At 72.7% G+C, this 24,325-nt stretch carries 25 protein-coding genes; 20 read left to right on the top strand and 5 right to left on the bottom strand.

Features of this window, described 5'->3' with window-relative positions:
* The first annotated feature begins 23 nt into the window (after positions 1 to 23).
* The gene (mmuM, locus tag HNR57_RS04205) at positions 24 to 935 is read left to right on the top strand and encodes a homocysteine S-methyltransferase (protein WP_184555982.1); all 912 of its coding nucleotides are present in this window, start codon (positions 24 to 26) and stop codon (positions 933 to 935) included.
* 157 nt (positions 936 to 1,092) lie between these two features.
* Positions 1,093 to 2,151, top strand: a complete 1,059-nt coding sequence (locus HNR57_RS04210; RefSeq protein ID WP_184555985.1) for a LacI family DNA-binding transcriptional regulator — start codon at positions 1,093 to 1,095, stop codon at positions 2,149 to 2,151.
* 34 nt (positions 2,152 to 2,185) lie between these two features.
* On the opposite strand, the gene HNR57_RS04215 is transcribed toward HNR57_RS04210, so the two are convergent.
* Positions 2,186 to 3,790 carry a carboxylesterase/lipase family protein gene (locus tag HNR57_RS04215; RefSeq protein WP_184555988.1) on the bottom strand — a complete coding sequence of 535 codons (1,605 nt, stop codon included), beginning with the start codon at positions 3,788 to 3,790 and terminating at the stop codon, positions 2,186 to 2,188.
* 157 nt (positions 3,791 to 3,947) lie between these two features.
* On the opposite strand from HNR57_RS04215, the gene HNR57_RS04220 reads away from it, so the two are divergent.
* From HNR57_RS04220 to HNR57_RS04235, 4 genes are all read left to right on the top strand, one after another.
* On the top strand, positions 3,948 to 4,295 hold the full coding sequence (locus tag HNR57_RS04220; protein WP_313672941.1) for a hypothetical protein: 348 nt from the start codon (positions 3,948 to 3,950) through the stop codon (positions 4,293 to 4,295).
* 138 nt (positions 4,296 to 4,433) lie between these two features.
* Positions 4,434 to 5,477, top strand: a complete 1,044-nt coding sequence (locus HNR57_RS04225; protein ID WP_184555991.1) for a LacI family DNA-binding transcriptional regulator — start codon at positions 4,434 to 4,436, stop codon at positions 5,475 to 5,477.
* A gap of 146 nt (positions 5,478 to 5,623) precedes the next feature.
* On the top strand, positions 5,624 to 6,046 hold the full coding sequence (locus HNR57_RS04230) for a RidA family protein (protein WP_184555994.1): 423 nt from the start codon (positions 5,624 to 5,626) through the stop codon (positions 6,044 to 6,046).
* Between the two features lie 180 nt (positions 6,047 to 6,226).
* The gene (locus tag HNR57_RS04235; protein ID WP_184555997.1) at positions 6,227 to 6,652 is read left to right on the top strand and encodes a helix-turn-helix domain-containing protein; all 426 of its coding nucleotides are present in this window, start codon (positions 6,227 to 6,229) and stop codon (positions 6,650 to 6,652) included.
* 37 nt (positions 6,653 to 6,689) lie between these two features.
* Here HNR57_RS04235 and HNR57_RS04240 read toward each other — a convergent pair whose 3' ends face one another.
* Positions 6,690 to 7,229, bottom strand: coding sequence for a peptidoglycan-binding domain-containing protein (locus HNR57_RS04240; RefSeq protein WP_184555999.1), 540 nt, complete (start codon positions 7,227 to 7,229; stop codon positions 6,690 to 6,692).
* 369 nt (positions 7,230 to 7,598) lie between these two features.
* Here HNR57_RS04240 and HNR57_RS04245 point away from each other — a divergent pair, with 369 nt between their 5' ends.
* Positions 7,599 to 8,003, top strand: coding sequence for a VOC family protein (locus HNR57_RS04245; protein ID WP_184556002.1), 405 nt, complete (start codon positions 7,599 to 7,601; stop codon positions 8,001 to 8,003).
* Here the strand turns inward: HNR57_RS04245 and HNR57_RS04250 are convergent.
* Positions 7,983 to 8,672, bottom strand: a complete 690-nt coding sequence (locus HNR57_RS04250; RefSeq protein ID WP_184556005.1) for a helix-turn-helix domain-containing protein — start codon at positions 8,670 to 8,672, stop codon at positions 7,983 to 7,985. The genes HNR57_RS04245 and HNR57_RS04250 overlap by 21 nt on opposite strands.
* A 62-nt stretch (positions 8,673 to 8,734) precedes the next feature.
* Positions 8,735 to 9,670 carry an AraC family transcriptional regulator gene (locus HNR57_RS04255; RefSeq protein WP_184556008.1) on the bottom strand — a complete coding sequence of 312 codons (936 nt, stop codon included), beginning with the start codon at positions 9,668 to 9,670 and terminating at the stop codon, positions 8,735 to 8,737.
* 81 nt (positions 9,671 to 9,751) lie between these two features.
* Here HNR57_RS04255 and HNR57_RS04260 point away from each other — a divergent pair, with 81 nt between their 5' ends.
* A complete protein-coding gene (locus HNR57_RS04260) occupies positions 9,752 to 10,621 on the top strand; it encodes an NmrA family NAD(P)-binding protein (protein ID WP_184556011.1) in 870 nt (289 codons plus the stop codon).
* 14 nt (positions 10,622 to 10,635) lie between these two features.
* On the opposite strand, the gene HNR57_RS04265 is transcribed toward HNR57_RS04260, so the two are convergent.
* On the bottom strand, positions 10,636 to 11,802 hold the full coding sequence (locus HNR57_RS04265) for a YihY/virulence factor BrkB family protein (RefSeq protein WP_184556014.1): 1,167 nt from the start codon (positions 11,800 to 11,802) through the stop codon (positions 10,636 to 10,638).
* Positions 11,803 to 11,912: 110 nt separating this feature from the next.
* On the opposite strand from HNR57_RS04265, the gene HNR57_RS04270 reads away from it, so the two are divergent.
* From HNR57_RS04270 to HNR57_RS04325, 12 genes are all read left to right on the top strand, one after another.
* The gene (locus tag HNR57_RS04270; RefSeq protein WP_184556017.1) at positions 11,913 to 13,547 is read left to right on the top strand and encodes an acyl-CoA dehydrogenase family protein; all 1,635 of its coding nucleotides are present in this window, start codon (positions 11,913 to 11,915) and stop codon (positions 13,545 to 13,547) included.
* 264 nt (positions 13,548 to 13,811) lie between these two features.
* Positions 13,812 to 15,089 (top strand): GAF domain-containing protein, encoded by a 1,278-nt coding sequence (locus HNR57_RS04275; protein ID WP_184556020.1) that lies wholly within the window; start codon positions 13,812 to 13,814, stop codon positions 15,087 to 15,089.
* 175 nt (positions 15,090 to 15,264) lie between these two features.
* Positions 15,265 to 16,575, top strand: coding sequence for a hypothetical protein (locus tag HNR57_RS04280; RefSeq protein ID WP_184556023.1), 1,311 nt, complete (start codon positions 15,265 to 15,267; stop codon positions 16,573 to 16,575).
* A gap of 66 nt (positions 16,576 to 16,641) precedes the next feature.
* Positions 16,642 to 17,214 (top strand): GNAT family N-acetyltransferase, encoded by a 573-nt coding sequence (locus HNR57_RS04285; RefSeq protein WP_184556026.1) that lies wholly within the window; start codon positions 16,642 to 16,644, stop codon positions 17,212 to 17,214.
* A 126-nt stretch (positions 17,215 to 17,340) separates the two neighbouring features.
* Entirely contained in the window at positions 17,341 to 17,424 is an 84-nt protein-coding gene (locus HNR57_RS40540; protein ID WP_311241247.1) for a putative leader peptide, read from the top strand.
* Between the two features lie 130 nt (positions 17,425 to 17,554).
* Positions 17,555 to 19,252 (top strand): nitrite/sulfite reductase, encoded by a 1,698-nt coding sequence (locus HNR57_RS04290; protein ID WP_184556029.1) that lies wholly within the window; start codon positions 17,555 to 17,557, stop codon positions 19,250 to 19,252.
* Positions 19,249 to 19,437, top strand: a complete 189-nt coding sequence (locus tag HNR57_RS04295) for a hypothetical protein (RefSeq protein ID WP_184556032.1) — start codon at positions 19,249 to 19,251, stop codon at positions 19,435 to 19,437. The genes HNR57_RS04290 and HNR57_RS04295 overlap by 4 nt, the downstream gene beginning before the upstream one ends.
* Positions 19,434 to 20,144 (top strand): phosphoadenylyl-sulfate reductase, encoded by a 711-nt coding sequence (locus tag HNR57_RS04300; RefSeq protein ID WP_184556035.1) that lies wholly within the window; start codon positions 19,434 to 19,436, stop codon positions 20,142 to 20,144. The genes HNR57_RS04295 and HNR57_RS04300 overlap by 4 nt, the downstream gene beginning before the upstream one ends.
* 23 nt (positions 20,145 to 20,167) lie before the next feature.
* On the top strand, positions 20,168 to 20,704 hold the full coding sequence (gene cysC, locus HNR57_RS04305) for an adenylyl-sulfate kinase (protein ID WP_184556037.1): 537 nt from the start codon (positions 20,168 to 20,170) through the stop codon (positions 20,702 to 20,704).
* Positions 20,701 to 21,636: a sulfate adenylyltransferase subunit CysD gene (gene cysD, locus HNR57_RS04310; RefSeq protein ID WP_033306738.1), complete on the top strand. Its 936-nt coding sequence runs from the start codon at positions 20,701 to 20,703 to the stop codon at positions 21,634 to 21,636. Before cysC ends, cysD begins: the two co-directional genes overlap by 4 nt.
* A 2-nt stretch (positions 21,637 to 21,638) precedes the next feature.
* Positions 21,639 to 22,973, top strand: a complete 1,335-nt coding sequence (locus HNR57_RS04315; protein ID WP_184556040.1) for a sulfate adenylyltransferase subunit 1 — start codon at positions 21,639 to 21,641, stop codon at positions 22,971 to 22,973.
* 222 nt (positions 22,974 to 23,195) lie between these two features.
* Positions 23,196 to 24,299: an aliphatic sulfonate ABC transporter substrate-binding protein gene (locus HNR57_RS04325; RefSeq protein ID WP_184556046.1), complete on the top strand. Its 1,104-nt coding sequence runs from the start codon at positions 23,196 to 23,198 to the stop codon at positions 24,297 to 24,299.
* Positions 24,300 to 24,325: the final 26 nt, after the last annotated feature.

Below are 24,325 nucleotides of genomic sequence, written 5' to 3' on the forward strand. Positions count from 1 at the left end.
GGATCTCGGCTACGGTCGTTCGCATGACGAGCACCATCACCCTCGCCGAAGCCCTCGCCGCCGGGACGGTCGTCCTCGACGGCGGCATGTCCAACCAGCTCGAATCGGCCGGGCACGACCTGAGCGACGAGCTGTGGTCGGCGCGGTTGCTCGCCGAGCAGCCGGAGGCGGTGACCGAGGCGCACCTCGCCTACTTCCGGGCCGGTGCGGACGTGGCGATCACGGCCAGCTACCAGGCCACGTTCGAGGGGTTCGCCAAGCGCGGGATCGCTCGGGAGCGGGCGGCCGAACTCATGGCGCTGAGCGTGGAGTCGGCCCGGGAGGCGGCCCGGCGGGCGCGTGTCCCGCGGCCCCTGTGGGTGGCGGCCTCGGCCGGTCCCTACGGGGCGATGCTCGCGGACGGTTCGGAGTACCGGGGGCGCTACGGGCTGAGCGTGGACGAGCTGGAGCGTTTCCACCGGCCGCGCCTGGAGGTGCTGGCCGCGGCCGGGCCCGACGTCCTCGCGCTGGAGACGGTCCCGGACGCGGACGAGGCCGCGGCCCTGCTGCGGGCGGTGCGCGGGCTCGGGGTGCCGGCCTGGCTGACGTACTCCGTCGCCGGTGGCCGCACGCGTGCCGGGCAGCCGCTGGAGGAGGCCTTCGCCCTGGCCGCCGAGGCGGACGAGGTGATCGCGGTCGGGGTGAACTGCTGCGCTCCGCAGGACGTGGACGGCGCGGCCGCGACGGCGGCGCGGGTCACCGGCAAGCCGGTCGTCGTCTACCCCAACAGCGGCGAGACCTGGGACGCCGGGGCCCGCGCCTGGACCGGCCGCTCCACCTTCACCGTCGGCCAGGTGAAGGGCTGGCAGCAGGCGGGGGCCCGGCTGATCGGCGGCTGCTGCCGGGTCGGCCCGGACGGCGTCGCGGGTATCGCGGAAGCCCTGGAGGCGGCGTAACGCGGCCGCGGCCCACACCGGTCCGGCAGTCCGCGCACACCCCCTCCTCCCCCCTCCCCGCGCTGCTGGCCTCCGCCATGGGAACCGGTTGCTACGGCGTTGCCGCGGTTCCCGCGGGGGTGGGCGCGTACCGGTGCCCGGGAGAGACGAGGCAGGCATGACGAGGAAGAGCGGGGACGCGAGCCGTAGCACCATCCGGGACGTGGCGGCGCGCGCGGGGGTCTCCGCGTCGACGGTGTCCCGGGTGCTGGGCGGCGAGTATCCGGTGAGCGCGGCGACGCGCGGGCGCGTGATGCGGGCGGTCCGCGAACTGGACTACGTGGCCGACGCCCGGGCGAAGGCGATCGCCGGGGCGGGCACGCCCACCCTCGCCTTCGTCCTGGAGGACATCACCGGCCCGTCGTTCGCGCACATGGCCCACGGGGTGGAGCGCGAGGCGACCCGGCTCGGCCATCTCTGCCTGGTGTGCAGCACGGAGGGCGACGTGCGGTACGAGCTGGAGTTCGTCGAGATGATGCGCGCCCAGCGGGCCGCCGCCGTGATCCTGGTCGGCGGCACGGCCGACACCCCCGAGTACCGCGAACGCACCCACCGCATGGCCGACTCCCTCGCCTCGGCCGGTTCCCGCCTGGTTCTCTGCGGCCGGCCTCCGCTGGACCCGGGTGCTCCGGTGACGGTCATCGAGTACGACAACGAGGGCGGCGCCTACACCCTGGTCGCCCACGTGCTCGCGCAGGGCCACCGCCGGGTGCTGTACCTCGGCGGCCGGGCGGACCACACCACGGCCCTGGGCCGCGAACGCGGCTACCTCGCCGCACACCGGGCCCGCGGCCTCGACCCGGACCCGTCCCTCGTCCTGCACGGCGACTTCACGCGGGACGCCGGCCACCGCCTGATGCAGCAAGCGCTCAAGGACGGCCTGGAGTTCAGCGCGGTGGTGGCGGCCACGGACATGGTCGCGGCCGGTGCCCTCACCGCCCTGCACGAGGCGGGCCTGACGGTGCCGGACGACGTCTCCCTCGCCGGCTACGACGACATCCCGTTCGCCCGCGACCTGCACCCCGCCCTGACTACGGTCCACGTCCCCTACGAGGAACTCGGCCGCCTCGCCGTCCGCACGGCGCTGGAGCGCACCCCGGGCGCCCCGGACGAGCACCTGCTGCTGGGGACGCACGTGGTCGTGAGGGACTCGGTGGGGCCACCCCGGGCGCGCTAGTCCCACGGCCGCTCGCGGGGGGGGTGAGCAGCCGTCAGTGCCGCCGCAGCGCGCCCGAGCGGCGCAACCGCCGTACGGCCGACCGCAGTTCGGTACCGCGGGTGGGCGAGACATCGGCCGGGACCGCCACGGGTACGGGTTCCGGGGGAGTGAGGGCATCGGCCTGCCAGAGGGCGAGTTCACGGTCCCGGGGGCCGTAGGCCGTGTAGGCCACACCGTCCTCGGCGTCCGGCGCGCGGTCTCCGAAGACGCGCACCGGATGCCGGTCGTCCCAGCGCTCCCAGCCCGGGGCGCCGTCCGTCGCGAACCGTACCCAGGCCGTGTGCATGGCGTCGGCCAGCTCCTGCGGCGCGCCCTCCCCCGCCAGCTTCTTCGACTCCGGGGCGTCCCCGGTGTCGAAGACGAAGCCCAGCTCCAGCGCGTGGCAGGAGCCGAGACCGGGCAGGTTCGAGGGCCAGGCGAATTCGTAGACGTACGACGGTTCCGTGCGGGCGTCGGCCAGGCGGTGCAGGGGGAGGCGGAGCAGGTGGTCGGTGACGAGCTGGCCGACGGTCTCCGCCGTGCCGGCCTCGGGGTGCAGGGTGCGGTAGCCGCGCGGGACCTCGCTGCCGCAGTGACAGCGGGCCATGGCGCCCGCGACGGCGACGGCCCCGAGGCGGTCGACGCGTTCCAGGAGGCCGCCCGGCACCAGCCACAGCCGGTACTCGTCGCGGGTCCAGCCCATCAGCAGCTCGACGCCGGGGGCCGCGCCGCCGTCCGTGAGGGCCTCCAGGGGGTCGCGGGGGACGACGTCGCCGTCGACGACGAGGCCGAAGGCGGGGCCGCCGACCACCGGGCTGCTCCGTTTTCCCACTTCGGCCTGGGTGCGCAGCAGCAGGTCGCGGTCGACGGCGGCGAAGGCCTCGGCGGTGGCGGGGATCTTCAGCCGGGCGGCCATCCGGCGCACCATCCGCCGCACCTTGGCCCGCTCGGACGCCTCGGGCGGTCCGCTCTGCAGGACGGCCCGGCGCACCAGCCCCTGGGTCTGCGGGGCGGCGACGAGGGCGCCGATGCTGATCGCCCCGGCGGACTGGCCGAACAGGGTGATGCGGCCGGGGTCGCCGCCGAAGGCCTCGATGGCCTCGTGCACCCAGGTCAGGGCGGCGATCTGGTCCCGCAGGCCGGGGTTCGCGGGCGTGTCCGGGAACAGGCCGTAGCCCTCGACACCCAGCCGGTAGTTGATGCTTACACAGACGACGCCGTCGCGGGCGAAGGAGTGGCCGTCGTAGACGGGAACGGCGGAGGATCCTCTGGTCAAGGCGCCGCCGTGCAGCCAGACGAGGACGGGGAGGCGGGCTCCGGGGCCGGGATGCGGGGTCCAGACGTTGAGGTTGAGGCAGTCGTCACCCGGCACGACCGGGTCGGACAGGTAGTGGGCGAAGGCGTCGGAGTACGGCGGTTTGGGCGGGGTGGGGCCGAAGGCGCCGGCGTCGCGGACGCCGTCCCAGGGCGGCAGGGGCACAGGCGGGCGGAAGCGGCGGGGGCCGAAGGGCGGGGCCGCGTACGGTATGCCGCGGAAGACCGCGACACCGCTTTCGTACCGGCCTCGCAGGGCACCGAAGGGCGTCCTCACCACGGGGTCCGTCTGGTCTTCCGTCATACGTCCACCAGCCTCCTCACCGCGCTCGTGCACCGTGAAGATCAGAGCAACTCATTCTGTTCCGGTATTCCGGTGCACGGCGGGTGGGAGGGCTGTTCGGGTTACTTAGGGCGAGCCGCAGCGCGGCCAGCAGTGGGAAGGGACCCGCGGACATACGGTGCTCAGCCTCGTCGAACGCGACGAGGCCGGCATGCGGCAGGCCGTTGTCGTCGAGGTGCCGGTGGACGGGCCGGTGACGCTGGGGGCGACGGTCGAGGGGGCGCAGGCGCGCTTCTGGTACGTACGTGACGGGGTGCGCACGGCGGTCGGGCCGGCGCTGGATTTCGGCCATGTCCGACGACCACGGCTCCCGGCTGCGGTTCAAGGGGGCGATGGCGGGGATCGATGCCCGGGACCTCGTGGACGCGGCGTTCACAGCGGGCTTCACCGGGTTTCGGCCGACCTGCACACCCTGCTGAGCGAGTTGTTCGGGGTTTCGAAAGTTTTGGCCGGCGTGAAGCGGTGAATTCACTTCTCTTCCACCCGTCCTGCGCCGCACCTACGATAGGAAGCGCTTTCTGCCCGGCGATCCCCGTGTCCGCCGTGCGCAGAGCTGGTCGAAACTTTCCACGGCCCTCGGGCGGGCCGGAGAGGTGGGTTCCCGATGGTCCGTACGGCGAGTGCGAGCGCGGCTGCCGGTCCGACGCTGGCGGTCGTGGCGCGCGAGGCGGGGGTGTCGGTGCCGACCGCGTCGAAGGTGGTCAACGGCCGCGAGGACGTGGCACCCGAGACCCGCCGCCGCGTCACCGAGGCACTCGACCGGCTCGGCTACGTGCGCAGACCCCGCTTCGACGCGGCGAAGGCACCCCGGCTGGTCGATCTGGTCGTGCACTCGCTGGAGAGCTCCTGGTCGGGCGCGGTGCTGCACGGGGTGGAGGACGCGGCGCACGACGCGGGCCTGGAGGTCGTGGTGTCGGCGGCCCTGATCCGTTCCCGGGTCGGCCGTCCGGAGCGCGGCTGGCTGGACAAGCTGGTCGCCCGGGGCTCCTCCGGGGTCCTCTTCAACCTGGCCGAGCTCAGCGACTCGCAGTACGCGTGGCTGGAGCAGCACCGCATACCGTTCGTGATGATCGACCCGGTGCAGGAACCGCCGGAGGGCGTGGTCTCGGTGGGCGCGGCGAACTGGCAGGGCGGTCTGACGGCCACGGAGCATCTGCTGTCCCTGGGCCACGACAGGATCGCGGTCATCGCCGGTCACCGGCGCACGATGTGCAGCAGCGCGCGGGTCGCCGGTTACCGTTCGGCGCTCGCGTCGGCGGGGGTCCGGCACCGCGCCGAGTACGTCCGGCACGCCGGTTTCGACGAGAGCGTGGCCCACCGTCGCACGCTGGAACTCCTCGACCTGCCCGAGCCGCCGACCGCCGTCTTCGTCTGCTCGGACCGGATGGCACTGGGTGTCTACGAGGCCTTGGCCGAAAGGGGGTTGAGGGTCCCGGACGACATCAGTGTGGTCGGCTTCGACGACCTGCCGGAGGCCCGCTGGGCCTCCCCGGCCCTGACCACCGTCCGCCAGCCGCTGTCCGAGATGGCCGCGACGGCCCTGCGGTCGCTGCTGCGCATGATGGACGGGCACCGTCCCGAGAGCACGCGCACCGAGCTGTCGACGCGACTGGTGGAACGGGCGAGTACGGCGGCGCCGGCCGACTAGGGGGTGTGCGGCCGGGCCGCGGGTGCAGGAGGCGCTGACGGCGGTGTCTCCGTGGGGAATGCGCCGACGTGTGCCGGGAGTTGGCCCCGTTGCCAGGCGCGCCGTCGGTGTGGCGGCGGCCGTACTCAGCGAAAGGAATGCCGGTCATGACGCGCGACTCGCGCACGATCAGCAACCCGCCCACACTCCACGACCCCACGCCCTTCGGATACAGCCACGCCGTGTCGGCACCCGGTGAAACCGTCTTCATCGGCGGTCAGTACGCCTCGGACGCCACCGGCGCGCCGGTGGCGGGTGACTTCGCAGCGCAGGTGGAACTGGCCTTCGACCGGCTGCGGTCGGCCTTGGAGGGGGTCGGCCTCGGCTACGAACACGTCGTACGGCTCGGCACGTTCATCGTGGACCACGACCCAGGCAGGCTGGAGATCCTGGGCAAGGCCCTGCACGCCCGCTTCGGGGAGCGGCTTCCCGCGCAGACGCTGAGCGGGGTCGCCTCGCTGGCGCTGCAGGGGATGCTGTTCGAGGTCGACGCGGTAGCGATGCGGCCCGCGGTGCCGGACGGCGCCTGACGGAGGCGGGGCGCGCGGGGCGGTGGCCCGCGGTCGCACGGACGTCTGCCGCACACCCCTGGTACGCGTCGCGCGCCCGCCATCGGGGGGAACTGGCCGGGACGGGCCGGCGTCGAACGGTGCGGTGGGGAGGGGCCGGTGTCCGGGGGCGGGGCGGCGGCGAGCAGTGGGGGGACGACCATGACACGCTGGCGGCCGCTTCCGGACGTACTGCCGAGGGAGGCGCGGCACCTCGTCGAGCAGCTGCGGGCCCTGAAGGACCGGACGGGTCTGAGCCTCGCCGAGCTGGCCCGGCGGACCGCTTACAGCAAGTCGTCGTGGCAGCGGTATCTCAGCGGGGCCAAGCAGCCGCCGCGGGGGGCGGTGCAGGCGCTGTGCCGGGTGGCGGGGGCCGACCAGGCGCGGCTGCTGGCGCTGTGGGATCTCGCCGACACGACGTGGCCCCACGGGGTGCCGGTGGCGGCCGGGCCCGCGGGGCCGATGGCGGACGCGCCGCCGGCCGGTGCCGAGTACCGGCGCTGGCGGGCGGCGGCCCTGGTGTCCTTCGGGGTCATCGTCGTGCTGCTGGCCGGGCTGTTGTGGATGCTGCCGGTGGGGAGCGGATGACCGTCACGGCCGGCCGCTCCCCCGGCGGTGGTGCGGCTCAGCCCAGCGTGCGGTAGTGGGCGTACTTCCACGGCCCGACGTTCTTCAGCTTCACCTGGTACTTGCCGCCCACGCGCTTGAAGTTGACGTTCCGCACGAGGCCCTTGTATTGGACGATGTTGCCCGGCTGGCCCTGCAGCCGGGTCTGGGCGAAGTCCCAGCTCTCGCTGACGACGGTGCCGTCGGTCTCGGGGAGGTTGTGCCGGTCCTGCCACCACTGTGTGGCCGACTCGGTCTCCGGCCCGAACGAGCCGTCGATCTGGCTCTTCCTGAAGGGCTGCCACTCGCCCTCGTCGTCCTCCCACTGGGCGCCGTCCGCCCACAGCACGGTCTCCCACAGGGCGATGGCGTTGCCCCGGGCGTAGGCGTCGACGCCGAGGTTCTCCTCGTCCTCCCAGTCGTTGGCCACAGCGCCCTTGCCGTCGATGCCGAAGTAGGCGGGTGCGGCGTTCGCCGACGGAGCCAGGGCGATACCGGTCCCCCCGGCCCCCAGCACCACGGCCGTCATCATCGCCACGGCCCGATTGCGCATGCTCATGCGGTTGTCCTTTCCGAACCGCCGTCCCCCGGCGGGTTTCCCCTGGGGCGGCTCGTCTCGTCTGGCACGGCACAGCCTCACGGGCCGGCGGCATCCGCGGCGAGCCCTGCCGGCGTCCCCGGACCGCCCTGGGACGGTTCACACGCGGTACGGCGGTGTCCCGGCCGGAGACGGGCCGCCGGGGACCCGCCCGGGCCGGGGCCGACGGGAGGGCCGTGTGGCGACCGAAATTTTCGGGTCGGGCGCAGCCGGCGGGCACCTCGGGCGTCCGGCACGGGGCGTCCGACACGGGGGTCCGACACGGGCGTCCGGCACGGGGCGTCCGTTTTCTTCAAGACCGGGCGGTGCGGTCCTGCCTACGGTGGCTCCATGACTGCACGATTCGATGCCATCGGCCTGGTCGTCTCCGACATGGCCGCCTCCGTCGCGTTCTACCGCCGGATCGGGTTCGCCTTCCCGGACGGTGCCGAGGACCAGCCGCACGCCGAGGCCGGACTGCCCGGCGGGCTGCGGCTGTTGCTCGACACCGAGGAGACGGTCCGCTCGTTCCTGCCCGGCTGGCAGCCGCCCGCGGGCGGGGGCAGGACCTCGCTGGCCCTGCGCTGCGACAGCCCGGAGGAGGTGGACGCGCTGTACGAGGAGCTGGTCAGCTCGGGGTATCACGGCGAGCTCAAGCCGTGGGACGCCTTCTGGGGGCAGCGGTACGCCGTGGTGGACGACCCGGACGGCAACGGGGTGGACCTGTTCGCCCCGCTAGCCACCGCGGCCGAGTAGCTCACCCAGCGGCAGACCTGCCAACTCCCTCACATCGCGGGCCAGATGGGCCTGGTCGGCGTAACCGGCCCGGGCGGCCGTCTCCGCGAAGGGCACACCGGCCCGGGCCAGTGAGAGAGCGCGGTGCAGCCGCAGGATACGGGCCAGTGTCTTGGGGCCGTAGCCGAAGGCGGACAGCGAACGGCGGTGCAACCGGCGTGCGCCCAGGCCGAGTTCGTCGGCGGTGGCGGCGACCGGACGGCCCGCGCCGAGGGCGGTGACGATCTGCCGGAGCAGCGGGTCGGGCGGCTCGGCACCGGCCGCCTGCCGCAGCGCCAGCTCCTCCAGGCCGCTCGCCGGGTCGGGGGCCGCGTTCACACGGCCGGACAGGCGCCGCACCTGCGCGGCCGGCCACAGGTCCGCGAGCTCGACGCGCCGGTCGCGCAGTTCGTGCGCCGGAACGCCCAGGAGCGCCGGGGCCGTGCCCGGGTAGAAGCGGATGCCTGCCCAGGGGCCGGTCACACCGTCCGGGAGATACGCGCGGGTGTCGGGACCGGCGACCATCAGCCGCCCGTCGTGCCACAGCAGATCCATGCACCCGTCGGGCAGGACCCGCCCCGCCCCGGGCCGCGTCGGGGTGTTGGTCCACACGACGGCCCCGGGCAGCCGCGACGCCCGCTCCTCGTACACGAAGGCCAGGCTACGCCGCGGCCCGGCGACAGACGCGAGGATCGGTGCCGGTGCGAGTGCCGCTACGCCGCCCGCCCCCGGTACTCCACGGGGCTCACCCCGTACGCCCGCTTGAACGCCGTCGACAGGGCGAACGCGCTGCCGTAGCCGACCCTGCGGGCCACCGCGTCGAGGGTGTCGCCGGTGTCGCGCAGGCGGTCGGCGGCGAGGGCGAGGCGCCAGCCGGTCAGGTAGGTCATCGGGGGTTCGCCCACCAGGGCGGTGAAGCGGCGGGCCAGCGCGGCTCGGGACACCCCGGCCTTGGCGGCGAGCGCGGCGACGGTCCAGGGATGGGCCGGGTCGTCCTGGAGCAGGCGCAGCACGCCGCCGACGACCGGGTCGGCGAGGGCCCGGTACCAGGCCGGGGCCTCCGCCTCGGGGCGTGCGAACCAGGCCCGCAGCGCGGCGATGACGAGCAGGTCCAGCAGCCGGTCCAGGACGACCTCCTGCCCCGGCTCGTCCCGGACGATCTCCTCGGCGACGTACGGCGTGAGCGGGCAGTCCCACACGTCGGACGGGAGGCTGAGAAGCGGCGGCAGGGCGTCCAGCAGCCGTCCGCCGACCTCGCCGCGCATCGGGTAGGTGCCGATCAGCATCACGGTGTCCCCGTCGGACCGGTCGCCCCAGGTGCGCACGCCCAGGTCCATGGAGCCGTTGAGGGGCCGTCCGTCGGGGTAGCGGCACTCCTGGTGCGGCAGGATCACCGCCTGCGGAGGCGTCCCGGGGTCGTCCGCGCAGGTGTACGGGTCCGGGCCGCGGGCGATCGCGAGGTCCCCGGCCCGCAGCCTCGTCCGCTCGCCCCGGTCGGGCACGATCCATGCCTCGCCGCGGACGACGAGCATCACGGTGAGCGGGGCCCGGTCCTCCACGCGCACCGCCCACGGCGGGTCGAAACAGGCCCTGATCATGAACGCGCCCCGTGCGCGGGGCCCCTCCAGCAGACCGGCGAGAGCGTCCATGCGGCCAGCGTAGACGCGGGCGTATGGGAATGAGCCGTTCAGCGATGGTTCCGTGCGGCGCAGGGCAGTTGACTCGACCGTATGACGAACACAGCGGAGAACACGGCACGGAACAGTGCACGGAACACGCAGGTCACGACGGTGGTGGTGACGGGCGCCACGGGGCGTACCGGGAGCCGGGTGGCGCGGGCCGCCGAGGCGGCCGGGCTCACGGTCCGGGCGGCTTCGCGGGCGACGGGCTTCGACTGGTGGGACGCCTCGACCTGGGCGGACGCCCTGCGGGGCGCCGACGCGGCCTACCTCGCCCACCCCTCGGACGTCGGCGCCCCGGGGGCCGCGGAGGTGGTCGGCGCGCTCGCGCGGGAGGCGGCCGGGCTCGGGGTGCGGCGGCTGGTTCTGCTGTCCGCGCGGGGCGAGGACCAGGCCCTGCCCACGGAGGAGGCCCTGCGCGCCTCGGGGGCGGACTGGACGGTCGTGCGGGCGGCCTGGTTCGCGCAGAACTTCAGCGAGGGGCCGCTGGTGGCGGAGCTGCGGGAGCGCGGCGAGCTGGTGTTCCCGGCCGACGAGGTGCGCGAGCCGTTCCTCGACGTGCGGGACATCGCGGACGTGGTGGTGAGCGTGCTGACTTCCGGCGACCGGTACGTGGGGCGGACCCTCACCCTCTCCGGGGGCCGGCTGCTGACCTTCGGGGAGGCGGTCGCGGAGATCGCCGGGGCGACGGGGCGCCCGCTGACGTACCGGGCCGTCTCGACCCGGGACTACGGCGAGGCGCTGGCCGGGTTCGGGGTGCCGCCGGAGGAGGTGGCCGGGATGACGGAGATCTTCGGCACGCTGCTCGACGGCCGCAACGCGCACCTCTCGGACGGTGTGCGGGAGGTCCTGGGCCGCGCGCCCCGGGACTTCGGCGACTTCGTTCGCGAGGAGGCCGCGGCCGGGACCTGGAAGGCCTGAGAACCCGGCGGCCGTCACTGGTCCTCGGGCGGGGGCCCCTCCCCGTTGACCTGGGTGCTCTTCACGTGGGTGTGCTTCACGTGGGTGCTCTTCACGTGGGTGCGCAGCCGGGCCGACACGTCTTCCGGCGGCAGGAAGCGGGACCAGCGTTCCGGGAACTCGGAGGGCATGTCCGGGTCGGCCTCGCCCGCGGCGCTGGCGCGGGCCACGTACTCGGCGACCTGGGCCTGCCGCAGCCGCTCGTTGGCCTCGCGGGCCGCGGCCGTGGCGGCGGCCGGCCAGACCCGGTCGATGGCGGCGTTGACCGCGGCCCCGACGAGCACGGCGAACGCGGACACACCGATCCACAGCAGCACGGCGACGGGCGCGGCGAGGGAGCCGTAGATCGTGGGGCCCTCGACGGTGCTGGTCAGGTAGATCCGCAGCAGGAAGCTGCCGAGCACCCACATGCCGAGGGCGACCAGCGCGCCGGGCACGTCCTCGATCCACGGGGACCGGACCGGGACGGACACGTGGTACAGCGTCGTCAGGAAGGCGATCGACAGGAGGATCACCGTGGGCCAGTACAGGACCTGCACGAGCGTCGTCGACCACGGGACGATCCGCACCACGGCGTCCGGCCCCGCGACCATCAGCGGCAGGGCGACCGAGCCGATCAGCAGGGCCACGATGAACAGCAGGAAGGCCAGCAGGCGGGTCTTGACGATGCCGCGGACTCCGTCGAGGCCGTACATCACGGTGATGGTGTCGATGAAGACGTTCACCGCGCGGGAGCCCGACCACAGGGCGAACAGGAAGCCGATGGAGATGACGTCGGGCCGGCCGCCCTTCATCACGTCGTGCAGGATCGGCTGGGCGATCTCGCGGACGCCCTGGTCGGACAGGACGGTGCGGGAGGCCTCCAGGAGGTTGGTCTGGAGGCTCTGGATGGTGTCGGCGCCGGTCCAGGCGTCGACGTAGCCGAGCAGTCCGATCATGCTGAGCAGCAGCGGCGGCACGGACAGCAGGGTGAAGAACGCGGCCTCGGCGGCGAGGCCCAGGATGCGGTACTCGACGCAGGAGTTGACGGTGTCCTTGAGCAGCAGCCAGGCGGTCCTGCGCTTGGAGACGTTCCGGTAGAGGGCTCGCGCCCGGTGGAGGCGCCCGGAGGGTGTGTCGGGGGTTTCACTTGCTGGCTGCACCCCCTAACGGTATCCGCCGTGACCGGCCCCACTCACCCACAGGCCGGGTCTTCGCGGACCGGGCCGGGTTCGCTGGTGACCAGGCTGCTACCGCGGGGTACTTTCGCACCATGGCAGGCAGCACGCACACCGTGACGAACCAGGTCCCGCCGCTGGTCGGGTACGACGTCTTCTCCGCCGACCGGGCCCTGGCCGACGCGGTCGCCCGGCATCTGGATCCGGACCTGCGCGAGGAGGTCCTCGGCGAGCTGACGGCGCTGGGCAGCACCTCCGGCTCGGCGCAGGTGCAGGACTGGGGCAGGCTGGCCAACGAGAACCCGCCGCGGCTGCTCACGCACGACCGGTACGGCAACCGCGCCGACGAGGTCGAGTTTCACCCGTCCTGGCACCGGCTGCTCGGCAAGGGCGTCTCCGCGGGTCTGACGGCGGCGTGGGACCGGCCGGCCGGGCACCTGCGGCGGGCCGCCGCCTTCGTGCTGTGGACGCAGGTCGAGGCCGGCAACGGCTGCCCGCTGTCGATGACGCACGCCGCGGTGCCCGCCCTGCGCACCGACCCGGACCTGGCCGCCGAGTGGGAACCGCGGCTGACGTCCATGGTCTACGACCAGGAGCTGCGGCCGGCGCACCTCAAGGCCGGGGCGCTGTTCGGGATGGGGATGACGGAGAAGCAGGGCGGCAGTGACGTGCGGGCCAACCGCACGTCGGCGCGGCCCCTGACCGAGGACGGTACGTACGAACTGACCGGCCACAAGTGGTTCTGCTCGGCGCCCATGTCCGACGGTTTCCTGGTGCTGGCGCAGGCTCCGCACGGGCTGACCTGCTTCCTGGTGCCGAGGGTGCTGCGGGACGGCACGCGCAACGTGTTCCGGATCCAGCGGCTCAAGGAGAAGCTGGGCAACCGGTCGAACGCCTCCGCCGAGGTCGAGTTCGACGGGACCTGGGCGCGCCGGGTCGGTGAGGAGGGGCGCGGGGTGCGCACCATCATCGAGATGGTCGCGTCGACCCGGCTCGACTGCGTGCTCGGCTCGGCCGGGCTGATGCGGCAGGCGGTGGCGCAGGCGGTGCACCACTGCTCGTACCGCGAGGCGTTCGGCGGGAAGCTCGTCGACAAGCCGCTCATGCGCAACGTCCTCGCCGACCTGGCGCTGGAGTCGGAGGCGGCGACGACGCTGGCGCTGCGGCTCGCGGCGGCCTACGACGACGGCGGCGAGCAGGAGCGGGCGCTGCTGCGGATCGCGGTGCCGGCCGCCAAGTACTGGGTGACCAAGCGGTGCCCGCCCCTCGCGGTGGAGGCGGCGGAGTGCCTCGGGGGCAACGGGTACGTGGAGGAGTCCCCGATGCCGCGGCTGGTGCGCGAGTCGCCGCTCAACTCGATCTGGGAGGGCGCGGGCAACGTCCAGGCGCTCGACGTGCTGCGGGCGTTGCGGCGGGAGCCGGGCGCGCTGGACGCGTATCTGCGGGAAGTAGGGCAGGCGCGGGGCGCCGATCACCGCCTCGACGGGGCGATCAAGGACCTGCTGACCGAACTCGCCGATCTGGAGGGCGTGGAGGGGCGGGCGCGACGGCTGGCGGAGCGGCTCGCGCTGGTGCTCCAGGGTTCGCTGCTGGTCCGTTTCGCGCCGCCGCAGGTCGCCGACGCGTTCTGCGCGGGGCGGCTCGGCGGCGACGGCGGCGCCGCCTTCGGGACGCTGCCGCACACGCTGGACCTTGCGTCGGTGGTGGAGCGGGCGCGGCCGGTGTGCTGATCCGGCGGGCCCTCGCGCGCGTGCGCGAAGGAGCGAGGGTGGTGCTGCGCCGACACGGCACCACCCCCGCCGCACTGGCCCGTTCGAGCCGCTGAACGCCGCTCGGGACGGCGCCGCTCAAGTTTCGGACACGGCCGGGCTGTCCACCAGGGTTGCAGGGGGTTGCAACTTGCTGCTGACTGTGTGCGGAGTCTGCGCGCGCCACCCGGGCAGAGGGCACTATGAGAAACACAGGAAGAAAGCGATTCCGGGGGGCGCACGCGTATGGACGTCACGCACTTGGCAGCCGTCGACAGCACGCGCGCGGCCCGGGTTCTCCAGCAGGTCCGCTCGGCGCGGCTGGCCGGGCAGCCCGCTCCGGTGGCGCCGCGGCCGGTGATCGAGCGGTCCTGGGAGCGGATGATGCGCAGCGGTGTGGATCCGGACCACGACGTCCGGGCGGATCCGCTGCCCCGCGAGGAGGTGCAGCGGCGGCGCGAGACGTCGGTTTTGCGCCATGTGCTGCCGGTGATGCGGGAGGGGCTGCTGGCGGCCGCGGACGTCGCCCACCACATCATGGTGGTGACCGACGAGGAGGGCCGGGTGCTGTGGCGCGAGGGCAGCCCGCCGGTGCTGCGCAAGGCCGACGGACTGGGTTTTGAACTCGGCGCGGACTGGCGTGAGGACGTCGTCGGCACGAACGGTCTGGGCACCCCGGCCGTGGTGCGCCGGCCCGTGCAGGTCTTCGCCTCCGAGCACTTCGTGCGCTCCCAGGCCGGCTGGACCTGCGCGGGCGCTCCCCTGACGGATCCGCGGGACGGCCGGCTGCTCGGCGTGGTGGACGTGAGCGGCCCTCTGGAGACGATGCATCCGGCCACGCTCGCCTGGGTCGGTTCGGTGGCCCGGCTCGCCGAGGCCCGGCTGCGGGAGATGCACACGGAGTCGCTGGAGCGGCTGCGCGCGGTGGCGGCGCCGGTGCTGGCCCGGACCGGCGGCCGTGCCCTGGTCGTCGACCCGGACGGCTGGACCGCCGCGGTCAGCGGGATGCCGTACGCGCGGCGCGTCGCCCTGCCGAAGTCGCTGTCGGCGGGCCCGAGATGGCTGCCGGCGCTCGGGCTGTGCTCGGTGGAGCCGGTGGCGGGGGGCTGGCTGGTGCGGGCGGCCGACGACGAGCCGGTGCCGCGCGGTCCGGCCCGGATCGTGCTGGACCTCAGGCAGGCGCGGCGCTGGTCGGTGGAGGTGCTCGGCGGGGCGGGCTCCTGGACCCGGGAACTGAGTCCGCGGCACGCGGAGTTGCTGTATCTGCTCGCCGTGCACCGCTCCGGCCGCAGTGCCTCGGGCCTGGCCGGGGACGTGTTCGGTGATCCGGCCCGCACGGTGACGGTGCGTGCCGAGATGTCCCGGGTGCGGCGGTATCTGGGGGCGTTTCTGGAGCACCGGCCGTACCGGTTCGCCGAGGACGCCGAGGTCGAGGTGCTGCTCCCGGACGACCCGCGTGATCTCCTGCCGCACTCGACCGCACCGGGCGTGAGCGGGCGGCGCAGGTCCGCAGCTGCGCCCTGAGGTTCACCGCGCGTGCCGTACAAGCCGCCGCGAGGGGTGCATCTTTCGCATATTTACGGGGTCTTCGTCCCGCGCGCCCCTCACCTGCCGTAGCATCCCTCTACGGGCCACCCCACCTGCTCCTCCGTCAACGTGCGGATCAACAGGCGCAGTTGGCCCGTCTCGGGAGGACGTTATGAAGCATCGCGGCAGACACCGGCGGCGCAGGCGGGGCAGGGCGCTGCGCGCGACCCTGGCCGGGACGGCTCTCGCGCTCACCGCCGCCGCCACCCTGATCAGCGCCTCGCAGGCCACCGTCGCCGACGCCCCCGGGGCTCTCAAGCCGGTCTCCGCGTCCGACGGCGCCGGCCGGTTGCCGCTGGCCGAGCACCGGGTGCCCGGGCGGTGGCTGGACCGGCTCGCGTCGGAGATGGGCCGGCCCGTCGGCGTCGGCACGGTACTGGACAGCGCCGACGTCCCACTGCGGCAGGCGGCGGACTGCCCGGCCCCCGAGAAGCACAGCCTGCCGGTGGAACCGGCGGCCACCCGCGCGTACTGCTTCGGCGGCTCCGGCACCCGGGGCTGGCGGGCCGGCGCGGTCACGACCTCGGGCGACGCGGACGACGACGGCCGCTGGGGCGCGAACCGCGTGATCCTGTCCGGCTGGACCCGGGGCGCCGAGGGCGGCTCCCTGGACGGTCCGGCCCCCGGGCAGGGCCTGGCCAAGGTCGCCTTCGTCGACGCGAACGACCCCGGCGCGCTGCGCTACACCTGGGCCCTGCTGGCCGTCCCGGTGGACGGCGGGCGGGACTACCGGGGGCTGGTCTCCCCGCTGTCCGGCATGGTCTGGTACCAGGACAAGCTGCTGGTGACGACCCGCGAGGGCGACCGGGACGCGCTGTACGTGTACGACATGGACCGCATCCAGCGCGCCACCGTCGAGTCCGACGCGGTGGGCCGGGTGCGGGGCGGCTGGGCGGCCCACGGCTCCCGGTTCGTACTGCCGGCCGTCGGCTCGTACACGCTGCCCGGCGGGGACGACGCGGCCCGCCCGGCCAGCGTCTCGCTGGACCGCAGCACCTCCCCCGACAGTCTGGTCGCGAGCGAGTGGGTACCCGCGGACGGCGACCGGCACACCCGGCTGTGGCGCTACGCCCTGAGCCGGGACCCGGCCCGCTCCGGGCTGCTCGCCACCGACTCCTCCGGGGACGCGGACCCGGTCGAGGCGTATGAGACGAAGACGGCCGACGTGCGGGGCGTGCTGGCCCACCGCACCGGCTGGTACCTGGACCGCGCGTCGGGCAGCCCGGGCGGGCACGGCACGCTGTGGCGCCAGGACGCGGACGGCGCACGGGCGACGGAGTGCGGCACGGACGAGACGCGGCACTGCTGGAGCGGCCGGTCGGGTTCCCTGTCCTACTGGGAGGAGACCGGCGAGGTCTGGTCCCAGTCGGGGCGGATGCTGTTCGCGCTGCCGCTGACGTCGATCGACCGGGCGCTGGGCTGACCGGAGCGGCCCGCCGGGCCCGGGGCCGATCGACAGATGAGCGGGTCGGATGATTTTCTGGCCCGCATGACCTCCATCGCCGTGACCACCTGGTCCCTGGAGCAGACCGCCCCGACCGACCTGCTGCCGGCCGTCGCGCCGGACGGGGACGTCCGGGTCGTCCGCTCCGAGGTGCCCTCGCCCGAGTTCAGCCGGTTCCTGTACGCGTCGGTGGGCGGCGACATCCTCTGGACGGACCGGCTCGGCTGGCCGTACGCACGCTGGGTGGAGCACCTGGAGCGGCCCGGCGTGGAGACATGGGTGGCCTACGACCGGGGCACGCCCGCGGGGTACGTGGAGCTGGAGGCGCAGGACGACGCGGTCGTGGAGATCGTCTACTTCGGGCTGCTCCCCTCTTTCCGGGGCCGGCGCATCGGCGGGCACCTGCTGTCGTACGGCACGGCCCGGGCCTGGGACCTCGCGGACCGCTGGGCGGGACTGGCGCCGACGAAGCGGGTGTGGCTGCACACGTGCAGCAAGGACGGCGAGCACGCGATGGACAACTACCTGCGGCGGGGCTTCAAGCTGTTCGACACCAAGGTCGAGGAGGAGGCGGAGGCCGCCGTTCCGGGACCGTGGCCTGGGGCGTTCCTCGTCTGACCTGGACGGACACCTCGGGAGCACCCGATGTGACCTACAACACCCTTGTCTTGCTGTGCGAGACAAGGGTGTCCGCATCTTGGACGAAGCTGGACTGTGTCCAGATCGCCGTGACACGCTTCCGTCATGTCTGGAACTGGAATTGCCTTGGTGAGTCGGCGGCACGTCGACCTCGGCCGCATGTCCAGCGCCATCTGTCCGGCGCACTGAGCGTACTCAGCCCGCGCCCGACATTCTTCTTTCCTGCCTCACTCCCCGCGCAATGACGCGCCCTATGCCCATGCGCCCGCGCGCGCAGGTCAGAGCCGCTTTCCCGCCTGTCCCGAAGGACGTATCAACCATGGCCGCCACCCCGCAGAACCCTGCTGCCGCGACTCCCCGCCGCAAGGTGAGCCGTCACCGCGGTGAGGGTCAGTGGGCCGTGGGGCACCACACCCCGCTGAACGGCAACGAGCAGTTCAAGAAGGACGACGACGGTCTCAATGTGCGGACACGCATTGAGACGATCTACTCCAAGCGGGGCTTCCACTCGATCGACCCCAACGACCTGCGCGGCCGGATGCGCTGGTGGGGGCTGTACACCCAGCGCAAGCCCGGCATCGACGGCGGCAAGACGGCGATCCTGGAGCCGGAGGAGCTGGACGACGAGTACTTCATGCTGCGCGTCCGGATCGACGGCGGGGCACTGACCACGCGGCAGCTGCGGGTCATCGGTGAGATCTCGCAGGAGTTCGCGCGCGGCACCGCCGACATCACGGACCGGCAGAACGTGCAGTACCACTGGATCCGCATCGAGGACGTCCCCGAGATCTGGAACCGGCTGGAGGGCGTGGGCCTGTCGACGGTCACCGCCTGCGGCGACACCCCGCGTGTGATGATCGGCTCACCGGTGGCGGGCATCGCCGAGGACGAGATCATCGACGCCACCCCGGCGCTGGAGGAGATGAAGCGCCGCGTCCTGAACAACCCGGCGTACTCGAACCTCCCCCGCAAGTTCAAGACCGCGATCTCGGGCTCGCCGGTACTGGACGTGGTGCACGAGATCAACGACGTCGCGTTCGTCGGCGTCCGGCACCCCGAGCACGGCCCCGGTTTCGACGTGTGGGTCGGCGGCGGCCTGTCCACCAACCCCAAGCTGGGCGTGCGGCTGGGCACCTGGGTGTCGATCGACGACGTGCCGGACGTCTACGAGGGCGTCATCTCGATCTTCCGTGACTACGGCTACCGCCGGCTGCGCACCCGCGCCCGCCTGAAGTTCCTCGTCGCCGACTGGGGCGCCGAGAAGTTCCGGCAGGTCCTGGAGGACGAGTACCTCAAGCGCAAGCTGGTGGACGGGCCCGCCCCGGAGCAGCCGTCCCAGCTGTGGCGCGACCACATCGGTGTGCACCGGCAGAAGGACGGCCGGTTCTACGTCGGTTTCGCCCCGCGCGTGGGACGCGTCGACGGCGCGACGATCACGAAGATCGCCGACCTCGCCGAGGCCCACGGCTCGGGCCGGGTGCGCACCACCGTCGAGCAGAAGATGATCGTCCTCGACGTCGAGGAGAACCAGGTCGACTCGCTCGTCGAGGCCCTGGAGGCGCTCGACCTCACCGCCCGGCCCTCCACGTTCCGGCGCGGCACCATGGCCTGCACCGGCATCGAATTCTGCAAGCTCGCCATCGTCGAGACCAAGCAGCGCGGCTCGCAGCTGATCGACGAACTGGAGCGCCGTCTGCCGGACTTCGACGAGCCGCTCACCATCAACCTCAACGGCTGCCCGAACGCCTGCGCCCGTATCCAGGTCGCGGACATCGGTCTCAAGGGCCAGCTCATGCTCAACGACCAGGGCGAGCAGGTCGAGGGCTACCAGGTGCACCTGGGCGGCGCCCTGGGCCTGGAGGCCGGTTTCGGCCGCAAGGTCCGCGGTCTGAAGGTCACCTCCGAGGAACTGCCCGACTACGTCGAGCGCGTCCTGAAGCGGTTCCAGGCCGAGCGCGAGGACGGCGAGCGGTTCGCCGCCTGGGCGGCGCGGGCCAGTGAGGAGGCCCTGTCGTGAGCGAGCGGGCCGCGCCCTTCTACTGCCCCTACTGCGGCGACGAGGACCTGCGTCCGAGCGAGGCCGCGGAGGGCAGGCACGGCGCGTGGGAATGCGCGGCGTGCAGCCGGGCCTTTCAGCTGAAGTTCCTCGGGCTGCTGTCCCGGGGAGCGAAGCGATCCGATTCCGGAGGGGCACAGATATGACGACCGCTCAGGAAGAGCGCACCACCGAGGACCTGAAGCAGCTCGCCGAGCAGGCGGGCCGCGATCTTGAAGGCGCCTCCGCGCTGGAGATCCTCCAGTGGGCGGCGAAGACGTTCGGCAAGCGATTCTGCGTGACCTCCTCCATGGAGGACGCGGTGGTCGCCCACCTCGCCGCCCGCGCCATGCCCGGCGTCGACGTGGTCTTCCTCGACACGGGCTACCACTTCGAGGAGACCATCGGCACCCGCGACGCGGTCGAGGCCGTGATGGACGTCAACCTCATCACGCTCACCCCGGTCCAGACGGTCGCCGAGCAGGACGCGGAGCACGGCCCGAAGCTGCACGACCGCAACCCCGACCTGTGCTGCAAGCTGCGCAAGGTCCAGCCGCTGGAAGAGGGCCTGAAGGACTACCAGGCCTGGGCGACCGGTCTGCGCCGCGACGAGTCCCCGACCCGGGCGAACACCCCGGTGGTCGGGTGGGACGAGAAGCGGCAGAAGGTCAAGATCTCGCCGATCGCCCGCTGGACGCAGGACGACGTGGACGCCTACGTCACCGAACACGGCGTGCTGACGAACCCGCTGCTGATGGACGGCTACGCCTCCGTCGGCTGCGCACCCTGCACCCGCCGGGTCCTGGAGGGCGAGGACGCGCGCGCCGGCCGCTGGGCGGGCCGCAGCAAGACCGAGTGCGGGCTGCACGGATGACGACGACGATTCAGGAGAGTGACGTGACGACCGGAGCCACCGTCTGGCTCACGGGTCTGCCGAGCGCCGGCAAGACCACGATCGCCTACGAACTGGCCGGCCGGCTCCGCGAGCAGGGCCACCGGGTCGAGGTGCTCGACGGCGACGAGATCCGCGAGTTCCTCTCGGCGGGTCTCGGCTTCAGCCGCGAGGACCGGCACACCAACGTGCAGCGCATCGGCTTCGTCGCCGAACTGCTCGCCCGCAACGGCGTGCTGGCCCTCGTCCCGGTCATCGCGCCCTACCAGGACAGCCGGGAGGCGGTGCGCAAGCGCCACCAGGCGAACGGCACCGGCTATGTCGAGGTGCATGTCGCGACGCCCGTCGAGGTGTGCAGCGAGCGGGACGTGAAGGGTCTGTACGCCAAGCAGGCCGCGGGCGAGCTCACCGGGCTCACCGGGGTCGACGACCCGTACGAGGCGCCCGAGTCGCCCGATCTGCGCATCGAGTCGCAGAACCAGACCGTGCAGGAGTCCGCGGCTTCCGTGTTCGCCCTGCTGACCGAAAGGGGACTGGCATGACGACCGTCGCCACCGTTTCCGAGGAGACCGGCAGCCCGTACGCGCTGTCGCACCTCGACGCCCTCGAGTCCGAGGCCGTGCACATCTTCCGCGAGGTGGCGGGCGAGTTCGAGCGGCCGGTGATCCTCTTCTCCGGCGGCAAGGACTCCATCGTCATGCTGCACCTGGCGCTGAAGGCCTTCCGGCCGGCGTCGGTGCCGTTCTCGCTGCTGCACGTGGACACCGGGCACAACTTCCCCGAGGTCCTCGACTACCGCGACCGCACGGTCGAGAAGCACGGGCTGCGGCTGCACGTCGCCTCCGTGCAGGACTACATCGACCGCGGTGTCCTCAAGGAGCGCCCGGACGGCACCCGCAACCCGCTGCAGACGCTGCCGCTGACCGAGAAGATCCAGGCGGAGAAGTTCGACGCCGTCTTCGGCGGCGGGCGCCGCGACGAGGAGAAGGCCCGGGCCAAGGAGCGGGTGTTCTCCCTGCGCGACGAGTTCTCCCAGTGGGACCCGCGCCGTCAGCGCCCGGAGCTGTGGAACCTGTACAACGGCCGGCACGCGCCCGGCGAGCACGTCCGCGTGTTCCCGCTGTCCAACTGGACCGAGCTGGACGTGTGGCAGTACATCGCCCGTGAGGGCATCGAGCTGCCGCAGATCTACTACGCGCACGAGCGCGAGGTGTTCTCCCGCAGCGGCATGTGGCTGACCGCCGGCGAGTGGGGCGGGCCGAAGGACGGCGAGACCGTCGAGAAGCGGCTCGTGCGCTACCGGACCGTGGGTGACATGTCCTGCACCGGCGCGGTGGACTCCGACGCCGACACCATCGAGAAGGTGATCGTGGAGATCGCCGCCTCCCGGCTCACCGAGCGGGGCGCCACCCGCGCCGACGACAAGATGTCCGAGGCCGCGATGGAAGACCGCAAGCGCGAGGGGTACTTCTAGAGATGAGTACGATCACCACCGAGGAACTCGCGGAAACGACGCTTCTGCGGTTCGCCACCGCCGGCTCCGTCGACGACGGCAAGTCCACCCTCGTCGGGCGGCTGCTGCACGACTCCAAGTCGGTCCTGACCGACCAGCTGGAGGCCGTGGAGCGCGTCTCCGCGAGCCGCGGCCAGGAGGCACCGGACCTCGCGCTGCTGACGGACGGCCTGCGGGCCGAGCGGGAGCAGGGCATCACCATCGACGTGGCGTACCGCTACTTCGCCACGCCCCTGCGGCGGTTCATCCTCGCCGACACCCCCGGCCATGTGCAGTACACGCGCAACATGGTCACCGGCGCGTCCACCGCCGAGCTGACGGTGATCCTGGTCGACGCCCGCAACGGCGTCGTCGAGCAGACCCGCCGGCACGCGGCCATCGCCGCCCTGCTGCGCGTGCCGCACGTGGTCCTGGCCGTCAACAAGATGGACCTCGTCGGCTACGAGGAGACGGTGTTCGCGGCCATCGCCGAGGAGTTCACGGCGTACGCGACCGAACTGGGCGTCCCGGAGGTCACCGCGATCCCGATCTCGGCGCTCGTCGGCGACAACGTGGTGGAGCCTTCCGCGAACATGGACTGGTACGGCGGCCCGACCGTGCTGGAGCACCTGGAGACGGTGCCGGTCAGCCACGACCTGAGCCACTGCCACGCCCGGCTGCCCGTGCAGTACGTGATCCGCCCGCAGAACGCGGACCACCCGGACTACCGGGGCTACGCCGGTCAGATCGCGGCCGGTTCCTTCCGCGTGGGCGAGTCCGTCACGGTGCTGCCGTCGGGCCGCGCCTCGAAGATCTCCGGCATCGACCTGCTGGGCGAGCCGGTGGACGTGGCCTGGACGACGCAGTCGGTGACCCTCCTGCTGGAGGACGACATCGACATCTCGCGCGGCGACCTGATCGTGCCGAGCAAGGACGCGCCCGCGACCACGCAGGACATCGAGGCGACCGTCTGCCACGTGGCCGACGCCCCGCTGACGGTCGGGCACCGGGTGCTCCTCAAGCACGGCACCCGCACGGTCAAGGCGATCGTCAAGGACATCCCGTCCCGCCTCACGCTCGACGACCTGTCCCTGCACCCGCACCCGGGACAGCTCGTCGCCAACGACATCGGCCGGGTGAAGGTCCGCACCGCCGAGCCGCTGCCGGTCGACTCCTACGCCGACTCGCGCCGCACCGGCTCCTTCATCCTGATCGACCCGAACGACGGCCAGACCCTCACCGCCGGCATGGTCGGCGAGTCCTTCGCGGCCCCGGAGCCGGTCAAGGACGAGTCCGAGGACGACGGGTGGGACTTCTGACATGACCTTCCCCGACTTCTACTCGATGTTCGCCAAGGAGGGCGGCCGCGTCGGCAGCGGTGCTCTCGGCAGCGGGCAGGGCGGAGTGGCGCGATGTGTGCGCTGACGTACGCGCACTGCCTGCGCGCCCTCACCCCCCACCGCCGTAGACGAAAACCTGCCGACCTCCCGGCCACGACCTGAGAGACCGTGACCGCCGGGCCTCCGAGAGGACCACCTCCCGTGCCTGCTTCATCCGCTCTGCGCCGCGGTTTCGCGGTCATCGCCGCACTTCCCCTGCTCACCCTGGCCGCCTGCGGCTACGGCTCCGAGGCCAAGGACGACGGCGCCGCCAAGGTCGCCGCCGGGGCGAAGAAGATCGACGGTCTCGACACCGTCAAGATCGGCTACTTCGGCAACCTCACCCACGGCACCGCTCTGGTGGGCATGCAGAAGGGCTTCTTCCAGAAGGCCCTCGGCGCCACCAAGGTCGAGTCGGCCGTCTTCAACGCCGGTCCCTCGGAGATCGAGGCGCTCAACTCCAAGTCCATCGACATCGGCTGGATCGGCCCCTCCCCCGCGATCAACGGCTACACCAAGTCCGCGGGCAAGAACCTGCGCATCATCGGCGGTTCGGCGTCCGGCGGCGTGAAGCTCGTGGTCAACCCGGACAAGATCAAGTCGCTGAAGGACGTCAAGGGCAAGCGGATCGCGACTCCGCAGCTCGGCAACACGCAGGACGTGGCGTTCCTCAACTGGGCCGCGGACCAGGGCTGGAAGGTCGACCCGCAGAGCGGCAAGGGCGACGTCACGGTCGTCCGCAGCGACAACAAGGTCACCCCGGACGCCTTCAAGGCCGGGTCGATCGACGGCGCCTGGGTGCCGGAGCCGACCGCCTCGAAGCTGGTCGCCGAGGGCGGCAAGGTGCTGCTCGACGAGTCGACGCTGTGGCCGGACAAGAAGTTCGTGATCACGAACATCATCGTGCGTCAGGACTTCCTCAAGGAGCACCCGAAGGTCGTCGAGGCCGTGCTCAAGGGCTCGGTCGAGACCAACAAGTGGATCAACGCCAACCCGGACGCGGCGAAGGAAGCGGCGAACAAGCTGCTGGAGCAGGAAACCGGCAAGGCGCTGCCCGCCGACGTGCTGGACCCGGCGTGGAAGTCGATCCGGTTCACCGACGACCCGCTGGCGTCCACCCTCAGCACCGAGGCGGAGCACGCGGTGAAGGCGGGGCTGCTGGAGAAGCCGAACCTGAAGGGCATCTACGACCTCGTTCCGCTGAACAAGGTCCTGAAGGCCGAGGGCGAGCCCGCGGTCGACGACGCCGGCCTCGGCGTGAAGTAAGCCCGCGTCCCGAAGCCGCATTGTGA

The sequence above is a fragment of the Streptomyces paradoxus genome (assembly GCF_014202475.1).
GTDB classification, from domain to species: Bacteria; Actinomycetota; Actinomycetes; order Streptomycetales; family Streptomycetaceae; genus Streptomyces; species Streptomyces paradoxus.

Coding starts and splice junctions, on each gene's coding strand:
- mmuM (WP_184555982.1), top strand. CDS start 24: ATGACGAGCACCATCACCCTCGCCGAAGCCCTCGCCGCCGGGACGGTC.
- HNR57_RS04210 (WP_184555985.1), top strand. CDS start 1,093: ATGACGAGGAAGAGCGGGGACGCGAGCCGTAGCACCATCCGGGACGTG.
- HNR57_RS04215 (WP_184555988.1), bottom strand. CDS start 3,790: ATGACGGAAGACCAGACGGACCCCGTGGTGAGGACGCCCTTCGGTGCC.
- HNR57_RS04225 (WP_184555991.1), top strand. CDS start 4,434: ATGGTCCGTACGGCGAGTGCGAGCGCGGCTGCCGGTCCGACGCTGGCG.
- HNR57_RS04230 (WP_184555994.1), top strand. CDS start 5,624: ATGACGCGCGACTCGCGCACGATCAGCAACCCGCCCACACTCCACGAC.
- HNR57_RS04235 (WP_184555997.1), top strand. CDS start 6,227: ATGACACGCTGGCGGCCGCTTCCGGACGTACTGCCGAGGGAGGCGCGG.
- HNR57_RS04240 (WP_184555999.1), bottom strand. CDS start 7,229: ATGAGCATGCGCAATCGGGCCGTGGCGATGATGACGGCCGTGGTGCTG.
- HNR57_RS04245 (WP_184556002.1), top strand. CDS start 7,599: ATGACTGCACGATTCGATGCCATCGGCCTGGTCGTCTCCGACATGGCC.
- HNR57_RS04255 (WP_184556008.1), bottom strand. CDS start 9,670: ATGGACGCTCTCGCCGGTCTGCTGGAGGGGCCCCGCGCACGGGGCGCG.
- HNR57_RS04260 (WP_184556011.1), top strand. CDS start 9,752: ATGACGAACACAGCGGAGAACACGGCACGGAACAGTGCACGGAACACG.
- HNR57_RS04270 (WP_184556017.1), top strand. CDS start 11,913: ATGGCAGGCAGCACGCACACCGTGACGAACCAGGTCCCGCCGCTGGTC.
- HNR57_RS04275 (WP_184556020.1), top strand. CDS start 13,812: ATGGACGTCACGCACTTGGCAGCCGTCGACAGCACGCGCGCGGCCCGG.
- HNR57_RS04280 (WP_184556023.1), top strand. CDS start 15,265: ATGAAGCATCGCGGCAGACACCGGCGGCGCAGGCGGGGCAGGGCGCTG.
- HNR57_RS04285 (WP_184556026.1), top strand. CDS start 16,642: ATGACCTCCATCGCCGTGACCACCTGGTCCCTGGAGCAGACCGCCCCG.
- HNR57_RS40540 (WP_311241247.1), top strand. CDS start 17,341: ATGTCTGGAACTGGAATTGCCTTGGTGAGTCGGCGGCACGTCGACCTC.
- HNR57_RS04290 (WP_184556029.1), top strand. CDS start 17,555: ATGGCCGCCACCCCGCAGAACCCTGCTGCCGCGACTCCCCGCCGCAAG.
- HNR57_RS04300 (WP_184556035.1), top strand. CDS start 19,434: ATGACGACCGCTCAGGAAGAGCGCACCACCGAGGACCTGAAGCAGCTC.
- cysD (WP_033306738.1), top strand. CDS start 20,701: ATGACGACCGTCGCCACCGTTTCCGAGGAGACCGGCAGCCCGTACGCG.
- HNR57_RS04315 (WP_184556040.1), top strand. CDS start 21,639: ATGAGTACGATCACCACCGAGGAACTCGCGGAAACGACGCTTCTGCGG.